Origin of the sequence: Paenibacillus ottowii (genome assembly GCF_050516475.1) — a bacterium.
Classification (GTDB): Bacteria; Bacillota; Bacilli; order Paenibacillales; family Paenibacillaceae; genus Paenibacillus; species Paenibacillus ottowii.
The window spans coordinates 2,889,724-2,911,277 of sequence record NZ_CP191577.1; the positions used below are offsets into that span (position 1 = coordinate 2,889,724).

At 45.2% G+C, this 21,554-nt stretch carries 16 protein-coding genes; all 16 read right to left on the reverse strand.

Going from position 1 to position 21,554, the window contains the following annotated elements:
• Nucleotides 1–317: 317 nt before the first annotated feature.
• The 16 genes from ACQQ6X_RS13385 to ACQQ6X_RS13460 all read right to left on the reverse strand — a co-directional run bounded on the left by ACQQ6X_RS13385 (nt 318) and on the right by ACQQ6X_RS13460 (nt 21,224).
• Nucleotides 318–4,334 carry an S-layer homology domain-containing protein gene (locus ACQQ6X_RS13385; protein WP_305165736.1) on the reverse strand — a complete coding sequence of 1,339 codons (4,017 nt, stop codon included), beginning with the start codon at nt 4,332–4,334 and terminating at the stop codon, nt 318–320.
• A 190-nt stretch (nt 4,335–4,524) separates the two neighbouring features.
• Nucleotides 4,525–5,655, reverse strand: coding sequence for a glycosyltransferase family 4 protein (locus tag ACQQ6X_RS13390; RefSeq protein WP_063212235.1), 1,131 nt, complete (start codon nt 5,653–5,655; stop codon nt 4,525–4,527).
• A gap of 137 nt (nt 5,656–5,792) precedes the next feature.
• On the reverse strand, nt 5,793–6,554 hold the full coding sequence (locus ACQQ6X_RS13395; protein WP_063212328.1) for a WecB/TagA/CpsF family glycosyltransferase: 762 nt from the start codon (nt 6,552–6,554) through the stop codon (nt 5,793–5,795).
• Nucleotides 6,555–6,562: 8 nt separating this feature from the next.
• Nucleotides 6,563–7,699 carry a polysaccharide pyruvyl transferase CsaB gene (gene csaB, locus ACQQ6X_RS13400; RefSeq protein ID WP_305165737.1) on the reverse strand — a complete coding sequence of 379 codons (1,137 nt, stop codon included), beginning with the start codon at nt 7,697–7,699 and terminating at the stop codon, nt 6,563–6,565.
• A complete protein-coding gene (locus tag ACQQ6X_RS13405; protein ID WP_305165738.1) occupies nt 7,675–9,690 on the reverse strand; it encodes a DUF5693 family protein in 2,016 nt (671 codons plus the stop codon). Before ACQQ6X_RS13405 ends, csaB begins: the two co-directional genes overlap by 25 nt.
• Nucleotides 9,691–9,949: 259 nt before the next feature.
• Complete coding sequence (locus tag ACQQ6X_RS13410) at nt 9,950–11,668, reverse strand: phospho-sugar mutase (protein ID WP_149034525.1); 1,719 nt, start codon at nt 11,666–11,668, stop codon at nt 9,950–9,952.
• Between the two features lie 95 nt (nt 11,669–11,763).
• Nucleotides 11,764–12,210 (reverse strand): 3-hydroxyacyl-ACP dehydratase FabZ, encoded by a 447-nt coding sequence (gene fabZ / locus ACQQ6X_RS13415; RefSeq protein WP_013373420.1) that lies wholly within the window; start codon nt 12,208–12,210, stop codon nt 11,764–11,766.
• Between the two features lie 890 nt (nt 12,211–13,100).
• Nucleotides 13,101–13,313: a DNA-directed RNA polymerase subunit beta gene (locus ACQQ6X_RS13420; protein WP_063213876.1), complete on the reverse strand. Its 213-nt coding sequence runs from the start codon at nt 13,311–13,313 to the stop codon at nt 13,101–13,103.
• A 10-nt stretch (nt 13,314–13,323) separates the two neighbouring features.
• Complete coding sequence (locus tag ACQQ6X_RS13425) at nt 13,324–14,151, reverse strand: flagellar hook-basal body protein (protein WP_305165739.1); 828 nt, start codon at nt 14,149–14,151, stop codon at nt 13,324–13,326.
• 13 nt (nt 14,152–14,164) lie between these two features.
• On the reverse strand, nt 14,165–15,049 hold the full coding sequence (locus tag ACQQ6X_RS13430; protein ID WP_149034528.1) for a flagellar hook-basal body protein: 885 nt from the start codon (nt 15,047–15,049) through the stop codon (nt 14,165–14,167).
• Nucleotides 15,050–15,172: 123 nt separating this feature from the next.
• Complete coding sequence (locus ACQQ6X_RS13435) at nt 15,173–16,171, reverse strand: rod shape-determining protein (protein ID WP_063213873.1); 999 nt, start codon at nt 16,169–16,171, stop codon at nt 15,173–15,175.
• Nucleotides 16,172–16,342: 171 nt separating this feature from the next.
• Nucleotides 16,343–16,630 (reverse strand): sporulation transcriptional regulator SpoIIID, encoded by a 288-nt coding sequence (spoIIID, locus tag ACQQ6X_RS13440; protein ID WP_013373425.1) that lies wholly within the window; start codon nt 16,628–16,630, stop codon nt 16,343–16,345.
• A gap of 200 nt (nt 16,631–16,830) precedes the next feature.
• The gene (locus ACQQ6X_RS13445) at nt 16,831–17,571 is read right to left on the reverse strand and encodes a M23 family metallopeptidase (RefSeq protein WP_305165740.1); all 741 of its coding nucleotides are present in this window, start codon (nt 17,569–17,571) and stop codon (nt 16,831–16,833) included.
• Nucleotides 17,572–17,641: 70 nt separating this feature from the next.
• Nucleotides 17,642–19,078, reverse strand: a complete 1,437-nt coding sequence (gene spoIID, locus ACQQ6X_RS13450) for a stage II sporulation protein D (RefSeq protein ID WP_305165741.1) — start codon at nt 19,076–19,078, stop codon at nt 17,642–17,644.
• A 215-nt stretch (nt 19,079–19,293) separates the two neighbouring features.
• On the reverse strand, nt 19,294–20,649 hold the full coding sequence (gene murA / locus ACQQ6X_RS13455) for a UDP-N-acetylglucosamine 1-carboxyvinyltransferase (protein WP_149034531.1): 1,356 nt from the start codon (nt 20,647–20,649) through the stop codon (nt 19,294–19,296).
• Nucleotides 20,650–20,972: 323 nt separating this feature from the next.
• A complete protein-coding gene (locus tag ACQQ6X_RS13460; RefSeq protein ID WP_149034532.1) occupies nt 20,973–21,224 on the reverse strand; it encodes a DUF1146 family protein in 252 nt (83 codons plus the stop codon).
• Nucleotides 21,225–21,554 lie beyond the last annotated feature (330 nt).

Consider the following 21,554-nt stretch of genomic DNA (forward strand, 5'->3'; position numbering starts at 1 on the left):
TAAGCACACACATCCTCTACTACGATGAAATAGGCGTAAAGTTTCAGATAAATGCGCAAAAAAAACATATAGAAAAATAATAAACACATTTTGAGATAAAATCTTAAAAAAAAGCAATTAATAACAGTCATTAAAGGCAAATCTAAAACATAAAAAGCCATAGTCCTTATCCAAAGTTTTCATCTCTTTGATATTATGGCATAGGCCCTTAATTCCAGTCAAATAGCTGATTTATAAAAAACATCCCTCTCATGTATATGAAAGGGAATTTCCATTTCTCATGGAGGGATGTTCAATAATTTCAGGTTGTTGAAGGATTAAATTTTAGGAAGCAGTTTTTTATCCGCCATAACTTTAGCTACAATAATTGCTGCATCTCCGCGCAAGGTCAAGGATGTAGGATTAAACATATATCCTTTTTTCAGATCACTTGCATCTACAGGTGACCCTGTGATAAAGCCTTTCTTAGCAATAGCCAATACAGATGCTTGTGCATAGTAGTCAATCTTGTCCGCATCTTTAAAGGTCTTGGACAGATTCTTCATGATTTTGTCATGATCTGTTTCCAGCTTCAAATTCAATGCCTTGGCGATAATGACCGCTGCATCTTGACGTGTGATTACATCTTCCGGCATAAAGATTCTTGGTTGCGAACCTTTGACAATACCGGCACGTGCAGCTGTTTCAATATAACGATAATCGTAGAGCGCGTCTGCGGATATCGTATTTGGAATAGACACGTCGTCGAAATGCTTCGCTCCGCTGAAATTAAGCGGAATTTGCAGACCTTTGACAATCATCGACGTGAATTCGCCTCTTTTAATGTAGCTGTCAGGTCCAAAGCTATTGATTGGATCCATTGGGTTCATAACACCTTTAGCCAAGATCGCTTCGATGTAATCTCTGGCGTACTTGTGCTTAATGACATCACTATATGTTTCTCCAACCTTAGCTACTACATAATAGCCGAAACGATCAAACGGTACTTTAATGGTATGTTTCTTCGGATCCACCACACCACCAATGTTCTGCCAATCCTTCAAATCAGGATCAAAAAAGAACACTGTCATTTGTTTCCCTGCATCCTGAGCAATGCTGCTATCATACGTCAGCGTCAATGTAGCACGCTTGGAAGGTACTAGCTCGTTAGAAGGGTCACGCCAGTAGAAGTTTTTAATCTTGCTACTGTCATTTTGCGATTTGTTTGCCAGTTGATATGGATCGGCACCATACGTTACCGGATCGTAAGCATCTGTTTTGATATCATCTGCTGTACCTGGGTCAATCCAGAATACTGGACTGGACTTGGTAAAGCGACTTGGGAAATCTCTGTTGAAGTATCTACTTCCGTCTGCAATCAAGCTCTGCATGTCGGACAACGCTTTTTCAGTTTCAAATTCATGACGGTCTACCACGCCATCTTCGCTATTCGCAATCGCAAAGTACAAAGTATGGCCAGAGAAAACCTGGTTTTTGAATTGCTGCGGTTGATCGTAATCACGACGAATCAGGCTCGTTCCCTTCGCGAAAGCAAGTGTAAGATTACCGTCAAACACTTTGTGCGATGTTTTCATCGCTTCCATGTACTGCTCGCCAGGAATATTAGTAGGCACATATTTAACAGTAATGGTTTGTTTTAGTTTTTCCTTACCTACTGTAACCACTACATCAATTTTATTATCTTTGTTAGCTTTTAGACCTGTAACGATGGCTTTGTAAGCTGATGGGTAATCAACAGTGCCATCATAGTCAGAGTCAAATCCTTCTTGAACTGCCGTTTCCTTACCTACTGTAACACTATCTGCATTACCTGCGTTTACAATAACTTGCACAAAGTTTTGATTCACGATCCGTTTTTCAGGAAGCGGACGCAAGATATCAAAAGATGTGGATTGACCGGATACTTGCAGTCGGAAAGTAGCAAACGGTCCGCTCTTGCCACTGTTGTACAAAGTAATGTTGTAAGCTACTGGCGTTCCATCTTGCGAAATAGTTTGGTTTTTCAATACAAAACTGAAGTACTTTTTATCCGGATGGTAGTATACGAGCAGGTCTTTCAAATCTTTGCTTGTAAACTTATCCGTAGTAGCACCGGAGTTGTATGCCGTTTTGGCATCTTCTGCTGAGAAGAATTCGTTATTCAGCGTCCAGTTTACTTCACTGTCGTCTGATCCCTTAATCTCTAAAATGTATTGATCTTTATTGGCAATATCACTTAACGAACCATTCACCTGATCCGCTTTACCCAAATCAGCAATACTAAAAGTACCAAAGATATTGATATTTTTCAAAGATGTTTTGTAGTTAGTATCGTCTACTTTAGTGAAATTTGCATCTTTTGCCTTCGGTGCAATTTCGCTATACTTCGGCGTATTGCTTAAGCCGCTAACAGGTGTAAAAGGGATAATCCCCTGTGTGTTTGGAACAGGAATTACTGGAATATTCGTTTGTGTAAAGTTTACTTTTACCGTATTGCTATATTCAATACCTGGCTTGAACACAAACTTGATTTCATTATTTCCGTTTGCCAGTGCGTTGGCAGCAGCTGTTTCGGAGGAAGCAGCCAGCTTAAAGTTTGCTCCTGAACCTTCAAGGTCAACTAATACGTTGTTCACATACAAGAATACATTTCGGTTACTGCCAGTGTAGTGAATATCAGCTGCATTACTCACATCCAGCAATTTACCCTTAAAATAACCTAATTGATTCAGTTTATACGTATTTAAGTTTGCACTCGATGTATTCAACGGAATTTGTTGACCATCATAAATCGTATCGTATTTCATGAAAGGACCCTGCAATAAGTTTACAGTTGCCTTGATCAGTTTGCTTGAGTCACCATTCAGGTAGAAATTCAGTACGTTTTGTCCTTCTTTAGGCAAAGTATCGACGTAAGCGACAATTTTCTTCACTTGTGTTGACTTACCATTGATTGTTCGAATCACATCTTGGGGTGAACCCACGGTATGAACGGATACACCAGAAAGCTCGCTAATTGAACTAGGCGTACCATTAACAATGATAAATTCCATACCTACAGGTACAGATGGAGCATCTGTAGTTTTGTTCTTCATAGAACTACCTGTTAATTTCATAGCTTCATCTATGGCAGCTGCTTGATCAGACCCGCTACCATTGATTCGATTCAACAGCTGATTATTAAAATCAGGGAGAAAGTTCACGTCATCAATATAAGGTTGAGTGCTGCTGCGCAATGTAAATTGAACCGCAGATGCATTCGAACTCGATCCATCTACAAACCCTACACTCAGGGATGCACGAATCAAGTGGTCTGTTACGATACCATCAGGTACAGTTACCTGGAACGGATATACTTTGTAACCATTAGATGTAACAACATTGGCTGTATCAATCGTAGCATCAATTCCATTGGTATCCCCAATGGCGCTACCGTTATTGCTTACATCCGTAAATCTAGCATTAATTTTGCTCACTACTGGATCAGTTGCTCCGGAAGGAACAAGAACATTACCTTTCAAAACCACACCGCTGGTAGACGATACGGTAAAGTCAGGCGAAGTCGTCAGATCAGCAGACACATTGCCGTCCTTATTCAAAGTCAAATCAGAAAATTCAGGTTTACCCGTATAAATCGTGATTTCACGCGTAACTGTAAGAGCCTGGGTTCCGTTATTCACTTTAATCGTCACTATATTTTTACCCGGAGTAAGTACAACACTACCTGTTAGCTTATAGCTTGAATAGGAGTTAACAGTATACGTATTACTACTTTTTGTAGAAGTTAGTGTTACACTATCAGCATTAGGAGCCGTACCTTGAATGACTACTTTCACATCATCCGAGCCACTATTTCGCGCGTCTGTCAGCACCGCCGTCTGATTTTCTACTAACTGCTGGGTTTGACCATTCAGCGTAGCAGACAGATCATACAGCTTGGGTCCATCCTGATACTCAATGTAAATGGAATCCTTCATTTCGGCCGAATTTTGACTGCTTTGGAATGTAATTCGGTTCAAACCAGGAAACAGTTTAATGTCTGAAATTTGAATCGTAGAGCCATTAACTGTAATTCCGCCCTTTTGACTCTCATTTTTATTAACTACCGTAAGGTTTGTTCCATTTTTAGAGAGTTGGAATACACTATACGATATAGTACTTCCATTCACTCCGTTGATCGTACCGTTAACTGTAACACGATCTGTGTTTACCATTCTGGCCGAATCCGCATCATATTTTTCATTTGGAAAAATGAAATAAGTTCCTGTCGCAGCATGAGCCGTACCTACCAGGGCCGCCGGCACCAAGCCAATGATGAGACCAACCGTCAGCAACATGGATAGCAATCGTTTCAAATCATTGTCCTCCTTTGATTCTGTCGCACCTTGGGGTACGTAATCATTCGTTACTATTTTTATCGGTAGCCAACATACAAAAAATTAGTAAATTCTCAAAAAAGGAGGGAGTTTTTTTACAGCAAACAACAAAAAAGCCTTCAAGCCCGCGGTATACCGCCAAGCTTGAAGGCCTACATTTAAATTAAAATTATAATTTCGATCGTGTCTGGGAATCTGGCTTAGCCAACAACCGAATTAGTGTGTTAATCACAGGACGTTTGGTTTTGCCAACAAGACCAATAACCTCTGCACCGATCTGTAGAAAGAACATCATGATACATATCACGACAAAAGTAACCCAGTTTGCTTCATTAAGCGCTGCCGACGACTGAATCACGGCCAAAATACCGAAAAACACTGCAATACCGTAGATAATCAATACCGTCTGTCTGTGACTGAAGCCTAATTCGCGCAAGCAGTGATGCAAATGGCCTTTATCCGGTGAGAATATCGGTTTTTTCTGCAACTTGCGTCGAATAATTGCAAAGAATGTATCTGACAAAGGCACACCGATAATAATCAATGGCGTAATAAATGATACGATAGCAATTTGCTTAAAACCAAGCATTGAAAGCATAGCCAAAGAAAAACCTAAAAATAAGGACCCTGTATCACCCATAAATATTTTTGCAGGATGAAAGTTAAAAAATAGAAACCCGATAATACTGCCTAACAGCACAAGGCAAAGCATGGCAACCATATAATTGCCCATTAATAACGACATCACAAAAATAGTTCCAATCGCAATTCCCGATACACCTGCAGCCAGTCCATCCAGACCGTCAATCAAATTGATGGCATTGGTCACACCTACGATCCAAAAAATCGTAAGCGGAATGGAAATCCAGCTTTCCAAAGACGAGTATGCATCCTGAAAAGGTACATTTACAAAATCAACACGAATATCAAAAGCAAACACGACCATACACGCAACGGCAATTTGAGCCAAAAATTTGAGCTTTGCATTGAGATCAAAACGATCATCGAGAGCACCAATCAATGTAATCAACGTACCGCCAATCAGAAAGGCTGCGATAAAGTTAATATCCCGCGAGGACAGCATTCCTTCAGGCACAAAAGGTAACATCGCCAATAAGGATAACAGAAATGCCAAGAAAATCCCCAGACCGCCAAGACGTGGCATAATTCGGGTATGTACTTTTCGGGCATTCGGCACATCGACGGCTCCAACCTTCACAGCGAACTTTTTGACAAGCGGTGTCAGTAACAGCGCAAGTCCCAGTGCCATGATGAAACCAATAATATAGATCAATAACATTTGATCATTCGACCCCCAATTTTAAAGCAATGCCTTTTCAGATGTAACCGCATTGAATTATACTCTGATCAAAAATAAATACCAAGCCTCATATTCTGGCAAATTAGCGGGTTTTAAAGGCAGATTCAAGCTATTTATCACACTTTTGTGACGTTTTCTTTTTCACGCATCACTTTCACTGCGAATTTCGGCAACGCAAGCATTCTTTTGTAACGACTGGGCTCTTTTAGGAGTCTATATAACCACTCCGCTCGTAGCTTTTGAAACAGTTTAGGTGCGCGTTTGGTTTTGCCCGATATAACATCGAAACTACCGCCAACCCCCATCATCACCGGCACTCCCAGTTGTTCTTTATATTTACCAATCCAGGGTTCCTGTGTGTCTGCTCCACGCGCTACAAACAACAAGTCAGGATTCGCTTCGCGAATAGCCGCAATTACCGCTTCATCCTCGTTAGGCCCAAAAAAGCCATCACGCTTGCCACAAACCGTAATTCCAGGATAAAGCTCATGTACCCGCTGAGCAGTCGCTTGAATCACTTCAGGCGTTGATCCAAGTAAATAAACTTTCCAATGATAGCTTTCTCCGGCTGCGAGCAATTCATGTAACAAGTCATAGCCCGCCACTCTCTCGGGTACAGGATGCCCAACATAATTTGCTGCCCAAACCACACCCGTTCCATCTGGAACAATCAATTCTGCCTGTTTCATCACATTCATATACACTGGATCTTCCAATGCAGCCATGACCATAATCGGATTGGCAGTGATCACTTGATGAGGGCGGCGAGACTTCACCGCCTGAATTAATACATTTAATGTATCTTTCATATTAAGCCTCGATACCTGAACACCGAAAATCGGGACGGTAGGCACATTCGTAACCTTATCAACTGTCACTGTATCCATCATCCTTTGCGACGCAAGTAATTAACGATATGCTGAGCTGGTAAGCGAGCCTCACTTTTTAACAAAGCAATTGCTGCCCCCTGGCTCTCAATCCATTGACTACGCTGATCTAGCAGCCGCATAGACTCATTAGCCAGCTTTTGCCCATCCAATGCTTCTGTAGTACCTACAGGCTGGCTACCCACACGGCTGAGGAAATGATCAATTTTGGGATCGTACGATATACCCAACGGGGGCACCTGATGGGATGCTGCGTAAATCAAGCTGTGCAGCCTCATCCCGATCATCAAATTGCATCTACTGACTTCCAAAAGCATCTGTTGAGGATCGGTCACTTGGTCACACATACTGACAAGGCTTCCTGTCCCCCTAATATCCCCCAACAAATCCATTACCATCCTAGAGGCCTGTTCATCGTCAGGTAAATGGAATGGTAAGAAACGCAAGTGAACACGGCGCTCCGTAGCTAATCTTTTTAAGCCATCCGCAATAGCCGTTAAATCGCGTTGTTCCTTATCCCAGTAGCGTACTGATACACCAACGATGGGAAGTGTGTCCTCATCTGTCTCAGTTCCCGCAATATGCAGCTCGGAACCGGAGGGCAAAGGAAGCCCCATAACAGGATCAGGAACAACCTCGACAACCGGGCGTTTCAGTTTCATGGTACCCAGCAATGCAGCAGATTGTTCATCTCTTACGGAAACATATTCACAGCGTTGGAACACAGACCGGATCATTGGATAAAATATCTTCCGCTGTACTGGACCCATGCCCTGAGCATAGATAAACGTTGGCTTCCCAGCCCATTGAGCCAGTTTCAGAATACCCAGATAATACGGGATGCTTTTAGGGCTTGTAGCATCCTGGAGCAGACTCCCGCCGCCACTAATTAGCCCATCGCTGCTCTTAATCGCTCTCCGCACTTCCCCTAGGCTCATACGTGGAACAGCTTCTACCCCGTACATTTTCTGTGTCCAAGCAGGGTCAGAAGATAAAACAACAGGCTTAATCGTAATCCCCGCCTGACGGCTCTCCTCTTCTAAAGCAGTCAAAATCGACTTGAGCACCGCTTCATCCCCACTATTGCGAAACCCGTAATAACCCGAGATTATTATCGTTTTAGCTGTGGTGACCATTTCTTCCAACATCCTTCCAGCACTTGCCACACGACAATTGCGATGATTCCCAGTACCAGACCCAATCCCAATCCCAACAACCCGCGACTAAGCGAAAGTGCCGCTGGAGAGTGAATGTGAGCGAAGGTATCCACCATCGAGGCTTGACCAATAGCAGCTATGATCAGCAAATAGATTGCTTTGCGATATTTTAAAGCCAGGAATGCCCCTGCAATAAACAGTGGATGAGCCATTAAAAATTCCTTATTACGCGGACGTACACCAAACGCATTCTCCAGGAAGTTACGGAAGACCAACTCGGTGTTCGATACCGTACCTGCATTCCCAGTACGAGTCAAATAGTAGTAGCCTGCCGCTGCGATCACAGCCAGTGCGATCACCCACAAGACTGTAATCGGTGTACGCAGCAGTTTGGAAATTTCCTCCCGTATAGAAACGCCACGATAAAAGAAAATATAAATCGCCGCTAAGAAGATCGGCAGAATATGAAGCAAGCTTACACCTCTAAATTGGTTTAACACCAGACTGTAAGCAATACTGTTCAACAGCGAAATAACAAAAGGAACTGCAGCCAGCGACAAGATCGCAGTCTGTACGTACAGTATAAGCGTTTGAGTCAATCGTTGACCTACAGACAATTCATGCCCCTGTTCATGCTTAATTCTGATCGTACGTACTGCAATAATCATTGCAACCGTAGGTCCGCTAATTGCTGCAAGCAGTGCTAAACCTTGTTCCATCAAGCTGGAGTTCAAAACGTAAAGCCCTGCAGAACCTACTAAACCTAGTGCAAATGCCAGCAGAGTCAACGCCGGAACGAAATAGGACACCATAATGGAGAAGAACGCCAGTGCACCCAGCACGACGAGCATCTTCAGATAACGCTGAATGGATGAATCAACTACTTTGAATGGTTCAGCCTGTCCAAGTTCAAATCCTTTTTTCTCCATCCGCTGTACTGCGTTGCCCGGCTTGTCCAAGCTGTGGATTAGATTGTCTACTGAATCTTTCACCTTAGCTTCAGCAACACTGCGACTTGGCGCAGTATTCAGATACAACATGCGAATATTACGGTCCTTGGTGGCGAGTGCAAAACGATCGGCCAAGGTTTCCACATCAAGCATTGAATCTTTATCACTCAATGAATATAGACGCACAACATTATAGTGGATATCGTAAGCAAGCTTGTTGAAGCCTGCCTGTGGTTTTTTTAAGTTTTCGATAGCAGCTAGGCCAATATCGTATTTATTCAGCAATTTAGCAAATGCCGCTAAGCTATGTTGCTTCTCGTTATCGGTAAAGCCTTTAACTGAATCACCTTCAAACAAAATGCGTTTTACACCATTTTGATGAAAGGAAGCCAGCATCTCTTCCGTCAACTCCTGGTTATAGGGCAGACTGTCACTCATCCGTGGAACAATAAAAAATCCTTTGCTACGAAGCTGTTTCATAGCAATCGGGTCAGGTTGCATAGGTTTGAGATACGCATCCTCTGGAGATGTTTCTACAACCAGCCCCTCCTGCCCTTGATAACTCCACGGTTTTACATTGATGCCCAGACTTGTAAACGTACGTAAAATTAACGGTTTTAACGCCTCGGCATTTTCTTTGTTGGTGAAAACAACGTAAGTAAAATTCTCATTTGTAGGTGAAAGACGTTTTTCCAGATCCGCAACATTCTGAGTCGTATAAGTTACCACACGACCCGCTTTGCGGAAATCATCCAGCGTACTTTCATACATCGCCATGCTGTTCACACCCGCTTGTTGTAAGCGGTCAAGCTGCTCATTCAGATAGTCCTGCGGATGAGCTTGATACGCAGCCGCCTCCGTCAAATCCCGATAATCGAATACAATCTCTACCTTTTTACTTGAGGATTCTGTCTTTACACGATCGGCGATGACTGGAATGGAAGCCAGCAAGCCAACAGCGACCAGAATCCATAACCATTTTCGAGAAGCCGTATTCCAATACTGCCATTTCTGATACACCAAAGAACCTCCTTAATATTCGGGATTTTGCAAAATTCAATGCTGCCCACTTTGCCATTCTTCTCTTAGGTAGGTCACTCATTGAATTTTGCAAAATCCTCCGTTGCCGGAATAAGCCTATTTTCCCAAAGCTTCTTCCAGGTTATTCTGCAATACAGAGAAATGACCTCCACGGCGTACTGCCCTTTGCCGTGAGAGGTCACCGATAACTTATTTCTATCTAATTACCTTAACCTATTCTATTATAAAGGGAATTTCCTCAAGCGTCTACGCGAGCCATAACAGCCTCGACCAGCTGACCGATTCTGTGCTCTGCGTCAGGCAGCGAGGAGCCACGTACTGCAAAGTATACTTTGATTTTTGGCTCTGTGCCCGAAGGACGCAGGCAGAACCATGAACCGTCCTCCAGTAAAAACTTGAGTACATTTTCCCGAGGAAGTCCGTCCAGGCCTTGTGAGTAGTCTAGTACTTTGTCTACCTTCACACCTGCAATCTCTTGAGGAGCGTTGCTGCGCCAATCCGTCATTTTGCCCTGGATTTGCTCCACTCCATCTTTACCCTTGAGTGTACGAGATTCCAGCTTCTCAAGGAAGTAGCCAAACTGCTCGTACAGCTCTTGTAAAACATCATAAAGCGTCTTGCCTTGCGTACTGTAATAAGCAGCAGCTTCAGCGATCAGCATAGCTGCCAAGACAGCATCCTTATCACGAGCATAATTTCCTGCCAAATAGCCGTAGCTCTCTTCATAGCCAAACAAGTAGGTATACTCACCAGTTTGGTCAAACTGGTTCATTTTCTCGCCAATATACTTGAAGCCAGTTAGCGTGTTAAACACTGTCGCTCCAAAATGTTCAGCAATGACCGCACCCATTTCGCTGGTTACGATGGTTTTGATAACTGCACCATTATTTGGAAGCTTGCCGGTTTCTTTCAGCTGATTCAGCAAGTAGTAGACCATAATTGCGCCCGACTGATTACCGGACAAAACCACGTATTCGCCGTCACGGTTTTTTACAACTGCACCCATGCGGTCAGCATCAGGGTCTGTTCCGATCAACAGATCTGCACCAATCTTCTCACCTAGCGCAATAGCCAGCTTGAACGCATCACGTTCTTCCGGATTAGGCGACTTAACGGTCGAAAATTCTGCATCTGGTTGCTCTTGCTCAGGTACAATATGCACCTGTTCAAAGCCGATTTTCTCCAGCACACGACGAACTGGTATATTCCCAGTGCCATGAAGAGGTGTAAACACAACTTTAAAATTCTTGCCCGGTCCAGCTGCAATCAGTTCTCGGTTCACACTCACACTGGCTACCGTATCCACAAACGCTTCATCTTCCGCTTCTCCAAGCCAAACCAACAATCCCTGTGCCTCTGCTTCTTCACGGGTCAGCGTTTTGATGTCAGCAAAAGAAGGAACCTCACGGATATAGCCAATCACCTTTTCAGCCTGATCTGGAACAAGCTGCCCACCTTCATTGTTGTATACCTTGTACCCATTATACTCGGGAGGGTTGTGACTCGCCGTTACAACAATTCCTCCACTGGCTCCCAAATGACGTACACTAAACGAAAGCTGTGGCGTTGGACGCAGGGAAGGGAACAACTTAGCTACGATCCCATTGCCCGCCAGCACCAAAGCTGCATCCAGAGCAAACTCTGGCGAAAAGTGACGCGAATCATGGGCAATGACAACGGAAGGCTTGCCTTCTTTGCCAGCATGCTGCTCTAAAATATAGCGAGCGAGCCCTTGAGTGGCACGCCCAATCACATAACGATTCATTCGGTTACTGCCTGCCCCGATCACTCCACGCAGACCACCTGTACCAAATTCCAGTTCTTTGTAAAAGCGATCCTCTAATTCATGGTCATTGCCTTGCAATGCGCGTAACTCCTGTTTGGTTTCTTCATCAATATAAGGGTCTTGCAGCCAGCTCTCAATGCCTTCTAATGCTTTTTTACTCAACTGCGTCATACGGAATTTCCCCTCTCCATTTTTGGTTGTCAAAACAGGATTTCTATGTACACATGCACTCGGTTAGACATGGTGCTTATGTCGGCAGAACTTATTTATTGGGGCGGGTCTGATAAAGCAAACATAATTTCGCCCTCAGCTACCACCGTGTCACCCACTTTCGCCGTTGCTTTCCCTTTACCAAAAGCACCTTTGGAACGGGTAATTTCCACTTCAAGTGTCAGCGTATCCCCAGGAACTACCTGTCCGCGGAAGCGGAAACCATCCAACCCTGCCAAAAAGCCGATTTTGCCGCGATTGCTTTCCAGGTGCAGTAATGCGACTGCTCCGACTTGAGCCAATGCTTCAGTGATCAACACACCAGGCATAACGGGATAACCCGGAAAATGTCCAATGAAATGAGGCTCAGTCATTGTTACATTTTTGATGCCTACTGCTCTTTTCCCTTCCTCCAGTTCAATAATACGGTCCACCAACAAAAATGGCGGGCGATGCGGAATAATCTCCTGAATTTGATTAACATCCAATTGCAATTTGTCCATTTATCTTAATAACTCCTCCCGCTTGCAGATTTGACTCTGTTCAGCCCTGAGTTACTGCAAGCATAATATTACCCCGCAAACGCTGTATAAAAACAGCTCATCACGGCAACAATGTTAGATATCCTTCACCTACTGCAGAAGTGAAGGTTGAGATAAGGGGCTTTTTCCGCCGGTTACGCAACCAGAGGCGAGAAGAAGCCCTTTTGCATGTGCTTGGTTTTACCTCGCAATTAAACTCCCCATCATTATACATTCATCAGATGCAAAAAGAAAATTATGCGGAAGTACCATATTTGTTGCTCCTATTATGGGGTGAAGCGAAGTTTCATTTGAGTCAAGGTGGGCGGGCTGCGCGATTTATTTGATCTTCCGATCGCTGTTGCCCCTTCATTTTCTCATTTTACAAAAGCCTGTAAGGTTAAAATTTAGGAGCAAAGGCGAACGCTACCGCTTCTCCAGATTCAAATAAACCTCTCCGCCTAGTTACTTTTGCTCAAAAAGAAAGCTCGCTTCAATAATGCTCGCTTGTCGCGAAGAGCAAACAAAACAAACGAAGGCCTCTGCGATGGCCTCAATTGGTTGCAATCCATACTCGCTACACTGGAGGGTTCTACGGTGAAAACATAATAAAACCCTGTGCCACTGGCACAGGGTTTTGTTTTCTATACTCCCCACACAAATTGCGGGTGGTTATTTTAATAAAAGTGGTCCTGATGGCGGGTAGCCAGCGGAGCGGGCAGAATTGTTCTGGAGAATCGCAGCGTTTGCCTTTATCCCCGGATTCAAACCTCAAATGTTAAAATCAAAATGAATCTGGGGATAACAGCAATCGGAAGAACAATCTGCACGCAGAGCAGTTTTTCCCACCACAGCCACTCTTTTAAAGTAAACTAAGGCGCAAATATAAGATCAATGACATGCTGCCAGGTCTTCCATTCAAATACGCCTGCCAGCCCTTGCTTACCTACAATTACATATCCTGCAATTAAGCCGCCTAACAGCGAGAACAGGAACAACAACGGAACAACGAAATAACGAGCAGTACGCCAGCGGGATTTAGTCTTTTCAGGCACCGGACGGGAATCAGATTGTTCTTCCTTCATCACCAAATCCTTATGCCCTCAAATTGTTGGCCAGGTTCATCATCGTGTCGCTAGAGGTTAATGCCCGTGCCGCCATTTGATACATCCGCTGGACTTGCATCATATCCGTCATTTCGCCCGCTAAATCCACGTTAGACTCCTCAAGATAACCGGAACGCACAGTAACGTCCGCTGGAACAGTACCTGCCACACCTGCTGCTCCGAATACATCGGCTTCAGTCACGCCATTCGCTAACACGAACAGGTTATCATCCCGCTGCTGTAACCCTTCTGGACGCTGTACATCCATTAGCTTAATTCGCTGGCCAGCTGTCGGGGCGCCAGTTCCATTAGCCCGAATCAGCAATTCGCCATCGGAGGTAATAGCTACTTTGGAACCCGCTGGCGCGGTCACAGGTACATCGTTATTATCTAACACAGCGTAACCCTCAGCAGTGGTCAACATCATCGTCTCATTATCGTTCGGATCAGGAACAAAATGAAAGCTGCCTGCACGCGTCCAAGCTTTTTGCCCATTCCCCTGAACTTCAAACAAAGCATTTCCCTGAATGGCCAAGTCGGTAGGAAGCCCCGTTTCCTTGAGCGGACCTTGCTCCATATTTTTCATAACTGCGGTTGTTTTGACTCCGTAGCCCAAATTATAGCCGAGCGGCATCGCCCGTCCATTTTGGAGATACGTTGAAGGCTGTTGCTTCACATTAGCCAATACATCTTCAAAGGAACCCTGTTTGCTCTTATAACCAACCGTATTGACATTGGCGATATTATCGGCAATTAAATCCAAACGCTGCTGCACACTGGCCATAGACACCATTGCGCCAATCATGGAGTTGTTCATCACTTACCCCCTGTTATACACGGCCTACTTCGTTAACGGCCTTGTCCAAGCTTTTATCATAAAATTGAATAACCTTCTGATTTGCTTCATACGCTCTTAACGCAGCCATCATATCCACCATCGACTGAGCAGCATCTACATTCGATACTTCCAGATAGCCCTGACGAACCGATACCGTATCATTAGCGGTCATCATTCTGGCCGTAGCACCATCCGTATCATTCAAGCGAAAATTGCCGTTGCCCTCACGAACGAGCTGGTATGGTCGATCAATAACACTAATTCCAAGTGTCGTTCCGAGCGGCTGGTTGGATTGGCTGTCCACCAATTGACCCCGTTCATTTACTTTAAGCGCTGAGACAGATCCCGTCAATTGAATTGGGTTTCCATTCGTATCCAGCACTGCTGAACCAGTCGACGAAAGCAAAGCTCCCGTTCCACTTACTTGAAAATGTCCATCACGTGTATAGCGGACATTACCATTACTGTCCCGTACCGTAAAAAACGCTTCTGGACGATAGGTGACTTCACCGTTAGCATTGATGAATTTCCCCGCCTGATCAAAAGCCATAGGTCGACCAGTCGCCGGGTCGTTCACATTAATATTGGACTGTATCGCAAAATCTGTAGTTTGTCCACTATCCTTCAACGCTCCCTGAATGTAAGGGGAGAGGCTTTCCTCAGCAAAAACGCCAGTATTGAGCTTGCCGACCGTCCGGTCCGGGTTATCAGGGTTTCCCCCCGTCATGGAGATAAGCATTTCGGGGAATGAGCGCTGAACGCTGTTCTCCTGCTTGTATCCCGTGGTATTCATATTAGCAATATTTTGCGTTACGGTGTCATGACGTCGCTGTTGTGTCATCATTCCGGCGGCCGCAGTATATAAACCTCTCAACATGTATCGTGCACCCCAATCCTATACTCTGCTCATCAATTATATGCTCGCATGGAGGCACTAAAGCCAAAACGCTAGGCAGCCTGCCTGATAGCACACGAGTCTCTTATAGTCACTATCGGCAGATTAGAACTTTTTCTTAACCACATGATCCAAATTATCCAGCATAATTCCTGTACCTTTAACAACACAATGCATGGGATCTTCGGCAACGAGTACTGGAACACGCAATTCTTCAGCAAGCAGCTCGTCCAAACCGCTAAGCAGCGCACCACCGCCGGTCAAAATAACTCCACGGTCAATAATATCAGCAGATAGTTCCGGTGGGGTCTGCTCCAGTACAAACTTAGCTGCAGCAACAATTGCTGACACGGGATCTCTTAGTGCATCCTGTACTTCTTCCGCAGAAATGCTTAACGTTTTGGGCAATCCGGATACCATATCCCGTCCACGGATGTCCATCTCAGCATGTCGTCCGCTTGGATGTACAGTTCCGATAGCAATTTTGATATCTTCAGCCGTACGTTCCCCGATGAGAAGTTTGTACTTCGTTTTTACATATTTCATGATGGCTGTATCGAATTTGTCCCCCGCCATTTTAATGGAAGAAGCTGTTACAACATCACCCATAGAAAGGACTGCAACGTCTGTTGTTCCGCCACCAATATCTACGACCATGTTGCCGCTAGGCTCAAAGATATCCATTCCTGCCCCGATGGCAGCCGCCTTTGGCTCTTCCTCCAAAAATACTTCTTTCGCCCCGCTACGCTCCGCCGCTTCACGAATCGCTTTTTGCTCCACTGAGGTAATGTTCGTCGGCGCACAAATCAAAATACGAGGGTGGCTGTACCAGCTTTTTCCCCCTACCCGATTAATAAAATATTTTAACATCGCTTCCGTGACTTCAAAATCGGCGATGACACCATCACGCAATGGGCGGATGGCTATGATATTACCAGGAGTACGTCCTACCATACGGCGCGCTTCCTCTCCGACAGCCAGAACTTTTTTTGTATCGCTTTCTATCGCAACAACGGAAGGTTCGTCAAGAACAACTCCCTTACCTTTGACGTGGATAAGCACGTTGGCCGTACCGAGGTCGATACCAATATCATTACTGAACATATTAAAAAGGCCCCCAAAGTGATATTTTAAAAAGCTAAGATTCGACAAGAAGCGGCAAATATATGTATAAACCTACGGTTACATGTCATTTTTCGTCTTGTACCATCTTTTAACATATCATACTTCAGGGGGTTGATTCAATGGCTTTGCCAGCCAATTCACTATATATTTTTAGGACTTGCCGGAAACAAGAATTCCCCTTCTTTTCCCACTCGTTTTTTTGTACTTAATTTTCGTCGCTTCACCCCCCCGCAGATGGCGGATGGATTTATGGTATTCGAGAATGTGCTTCACCTGATCGGCAAGATCCGGGTTAATTTCAGGCAGCCGTTCGGTCAGATCTTTATGCACCGTGCTCTTGGAGACACCAAATTCCTTGGCAATCGTACGGACCGTATTCCTTGTTTCCACGATACAGCGACCGATTTTGATGGTCCGTTCCTTGATGTAATCGTGCACGCTCCCGCCTCCCTACTGTGGATAGTTTGGTACATTATATGAGGAGCGTGCCTATATATTCGCGGTTTGGCGGGAAGACATGCTTCGGAAGGCCTATTTATTTGGCAACAGCAGCTTATGTTTACGCTACGCGCTAAAACTGCACAAGAAAAAGCAGGGAATATGAATTCCCCGCTTAACATGCAAAGCTATGGCCTAATTTATTTTTTAGGAAGCAGACCTGTTGGATTCACTGGCTTGTCATCCTGATACACTTCAAAATGCAGATGTGTTTTCAAATCCTTTTCAAGCTCATTGCGACCTGCTGAAGCAATCACATCATTTTGTTTCACTTGATCGCCTTCTTTTACTTTCAGATCGCTCAAGCTTTGGTATACTGTTTTGAGATTATTATCATGCGTGATTTCTACGACATTACCTACCAGCGGATGTTTTTCCACACGGGATACTTTTCCACTCAGGGCGGCTCTCACTTCAAATGCCTGATCGTCGGACCGAGAAAGGTCGATTCCGGTGTTGGCGGTAAATGTTTTATCGTACTCTACCATAGCTGCCGCTTGCTCATCAGCTGTCGCTTTTTCGTCAAAGAAAGGCTTTACGACTTTCACTGCACTCGCATCTGCCACCGGCCATGCGATATTTTCCGACTGAGCAACAACTTCCACACTTTCTGGTTGTTGTTCGCTAACATCAGTACTGACAGCGCTTGTGCTTTGTACCGATGGACTAGCTGGGTCAGGTTTGAAAGACTTCTGGCTAGCATCCTGATAGACCCACACTAAGGTTAGTATAATGGCTGCTGCGGCAATGTAGGCTGCCGGGTATGCCCACCTTTTGGACAACAGCTTTTTCCACGAAGACGGCCGTGAAGCTCTTCCACCCGGAAAGGTTTTGGGTGTGTCTTCATGATTTTGGTTCTGGTTTTTATTTTGTTCACTCATTTGCTCATCACCTCAGTAACCAGTGTTACCGGGCGCAACTCTTTTATACTTCAAAGTTACGAAAAATTTACTAACTTAGAATACGAGAGGCATTCGCAAAAGATATACCAGTATAATAGTGAAGGAGAATCTGAGTGGCTGTATGACCTTCCTTGGCCATTCCATTGGCTCCCCACTGGCTCATACCGACGCCATGACCATAGCCATAGGTTGTTATAGCAATCCGATTCCCTTCGGTCTTCCATGTAAATTCAGCCGACCGTAATCCTAGTTTGTTCCGAATCTCCGGTCCCGTAAAGACCATGCCTCCTACCTCAATATTCTTGATGCGATGACCTTCTGTCTTGGAGAGGATACGAATCTCTGGCATACTTCCCCCTCCAGTAGAAGCAGTGACCGCAGCAAGACTCAATCCCAATCTATCGAACACACTCTGACGGCTCAATGTAACGGTTTCTGCAAAACGAGGGGCCAGCTGCTTGTCCCATGGACTGGACACACTTCGTAAATAGGGCACTGCCTTCGCCCAAACATCCTCTGAATTTTCGGTGTAACCATTGCTGGTAGAAAAAAAAGAAGCAGTAATGGGTTTCCCCTCATATACCATGATGGTATCCTTGGTGTCGCGTACAGCCTGGCGAATTTTTGCCAGATCCGCTGATTTACCAGAATGCTCCCATTCTCTAGCAAGCTTAGCTTTGGAAATGTAAGCTTGATGTTTGACGGTATCTGTCACATCTGCCCCCGCCGGGGCGCCGCTGGTGTCATCAGCCAACAAACGCCGGGTAATGAAGGTACGTGCAGCAATGGCCTGTGCTTTTAGCGCTTCTTCCTCAAAGCTGGGAGGCATTTCGGCTGCTACTACACCGACAATGTATTGCTCCAAAGGCAGTGACTCCGTCCGACCAGTAGACGTGACATACACCCGCACCTCCGGCTCTGCCGCAACCGGCGCGCTGCGCGCTGGAGCAGCGGGTACTGCCGGCATCGGCGGGACGCCCGGCAGGCGCGTAACGGGCGCCTCGCTCTTTGCCGCCGTATTATGCTGCGCGGGTGCGGCTGTGCGGCTCCCAGACGGCAAGGGCTGAGCTGCCTGGCGAGGCCATGCCATTAGTGCGGGCACCGCTATGGCAAGCACCAGCACCCCTGCCATGGCGGCAAAGGGCAGCCATGGGCGGCGGCTGCCCCAGCGTGGGGCTCGCTCGGCTGCAGGTCGCAGGTGTGGCTGCGGTCCCTGCGGCTTGCTTGCGTCCCAAGTTTTACTGGGCGCTGTTTTTGCGGCGGGAGGCACCGCGCCGCCAGTTTCTACACAGGGAGGCACCGCTGTAGTACGCCGATGCGTCTTGACGCAAGTCGGTAATGCACCTGACGTGTCTGGCTGCTGCATAAGCATATTTTTCTGCAATGAAGTTGCTATAGAGCCACGGTTTTCCTCCGCAAATGGGGCTTGGCGATGTTTCTTAGGATGATGAATTGGTATACGGATGCGAACCTGTGAATCTTTCATAGGCTGAAACCTCCATCAAAGGGCTAAGTGTCCGGCTGAAAGTACAGAGATACTCCAGCAGATATTTTCAATCATATGAGGTCGTCCACTTTGATAGAACCGTTTTAAGAGAACTGAAAGAATGAAAAAGACAGGCAGCAAAAACACAAAAAAACCAAGCCCTTTCGGACTTGGTTCTAATTGCTCAAGTTTATAACTATGCAATAAGTTAAAGCTTAGGCGAGGGAAGGCTGAATCTTCTTGAACAGATTCCCCGATGTTTCTTCTGGTACAACACGCTCTGTGCTGGCCGAATGATCCAGTTTGGATTCATCTACAGTCACTCTGTAAATGTCAGCTCCCAATCCAGTCAGTTTCTCAGCCAAATGCACGTATCCACGGTCGATGTGATGGACGCCGGATACCTCCGTTGTACCTTCCGCAATAAGTCCGGTCAGAATTAACGCAGCACCTGCACGTAAATCTGTCGAGGTTACTTTTGCACCCGTCAACTTAGCATTGCCAGTTACAATCGCCGTACGACCTTCAACCTTAATCTCCGCATTCATAAGATGAAATTCATCTACATGCATGAAACGATTTTCAAACACGGTTTCTGTAATGATGCTCGTTCCTTCAGCGGCAAGTTGAAGTGCCATCATCTGAGACTGCATATCGGTTGGAAACCCAGGATAAGGCAGCGTTTTAACATCAACGGCCTTCAACGGTTTATCCGCAATGACACGAATACCATTTTCATCAGGTTGGATTGTTACACCCATTTCTTCCATCTTGGATATAACCGGTCCCAAATGATCGGATATTGCGCCTTCTACATATACGTTCCCGCCTGTGATCGCAGCAGCAACCATATAAGTACCTGCTTCTACCCGGTCGGGAATGACCGTATGTTTTACACCATGCAGCTTCTCAACGCCTTCTATACGAATGACGCCTGTGCCTGCACCGCGTACTTTGGCTCCCATGCCATTCAGGAAGTTGGCGAGATCAACGATCTCAGGCTCCTTAGCAGCATTCTCAATGGTAGTTACACCCTCAGCAAGAGTAGCGGCCATCATAATATTCTCGGTTGCTCCTACGCTGGCTACATCCAAATAAACCTTAGCTCCGCGCAGACGACCGTTACTTTTAGCTTCAATAAAACCCTGGCCCAAGCTTATCTCGGCGCCCAACGCTTCAAACCCCTTTAAATGCTGATCAATAGGTCTTGTTCCAATTGCGCATCCGCCTGGAAGCGAGATTCTTGTACGTCCCAAACGAGTAAGCAATGGCCCCATAACCAAAAATGATGCGCGCATTTTCCTAACCCACTCGTAAGGGGCTTCACAGGAGATTATCTTCCGCGCGTCAACACGAATGACCTCGTCTTGGTATGTAACGCCTGCTCCTAAGGACTCCAGCACTTTGTTAATGGTCATCACATCGTCTAGAGGAGGTGCATCCATAATAACACTTTCCCCTTCTTCTCCTAACAGAGAAGCGGCGATGATCGGCAGAACTGAGTTTTTGGCTCCGCTGACTTTGACACTCCCGGTCAATCTGTTGCCACCGCGGACGATAAATTTGCTCATCTATGGTTCCCTCCGCGCGTCATTTCCCTTTTCCATTCTGGAAAAAAAGAACATATTCCGCTATTTTCATGCCTTGCTTTTTCATTACATAAAAAAACAAGATTTTACTAATACCCTAACTGCCATCATACCACTGATTAAAACAAGTATACAAGCGTTTTTTACACTTGACGTCCACATGCGATCTAACGGATTCCCCTGTTATACATATACAGTGCTTTTGTTTACCATTGTTAACAATATGGCATGATGTTATTCGACAATTCCTGCACATACAGAGTCATAAAATCATATAACCCGCCTACTTCATGTTAAAACAAATTCTACAGCATCTGGCTCCAAGAGATGTAGTTCAACAAGAAACCAGAAACCAGCTGTCCCAAAATAATAGCAAGAAACAAGTGCAGCAATCTGCCCTGCGGTCCTTTGGGTTGCCGGATTAGTAAATCCAGCTTTAAGCTTTGCAAAGCCCACCAAGCTAACGCTATACAGATGAGCGATACGATCATAGAGATCAGCGCGGTCATACTCGCCGATTGACTTAACTGTTCAGCCAACTGCTGCTTCCCGTTCATTCGTAATTCCTCCCATCTGCGTCACAGACTTCTTTATAATACTCGGCAAGCGCCTAATATGCTAGTGCTATTTCTATCCTTAGCATATTTATTTCGACAAAATGTGAATAATCACTTCTGTTTTGTGAATTTAAAAGGTACTAAATACCTAGCTATCAAACAAGAAATAGGACTATACATTTGGAAAATATAACTAAAAAAGGGCTCGATCACAGTGATCGAAGGAAGCAAAGATATCACTCACCTTCTGTAAGCCTTCTTGGGCAGAAGTTATGAAGTGGTCTCTTTGTCATTCCATCCGTATACTATGCCGAACCCTTTTAAAATTCC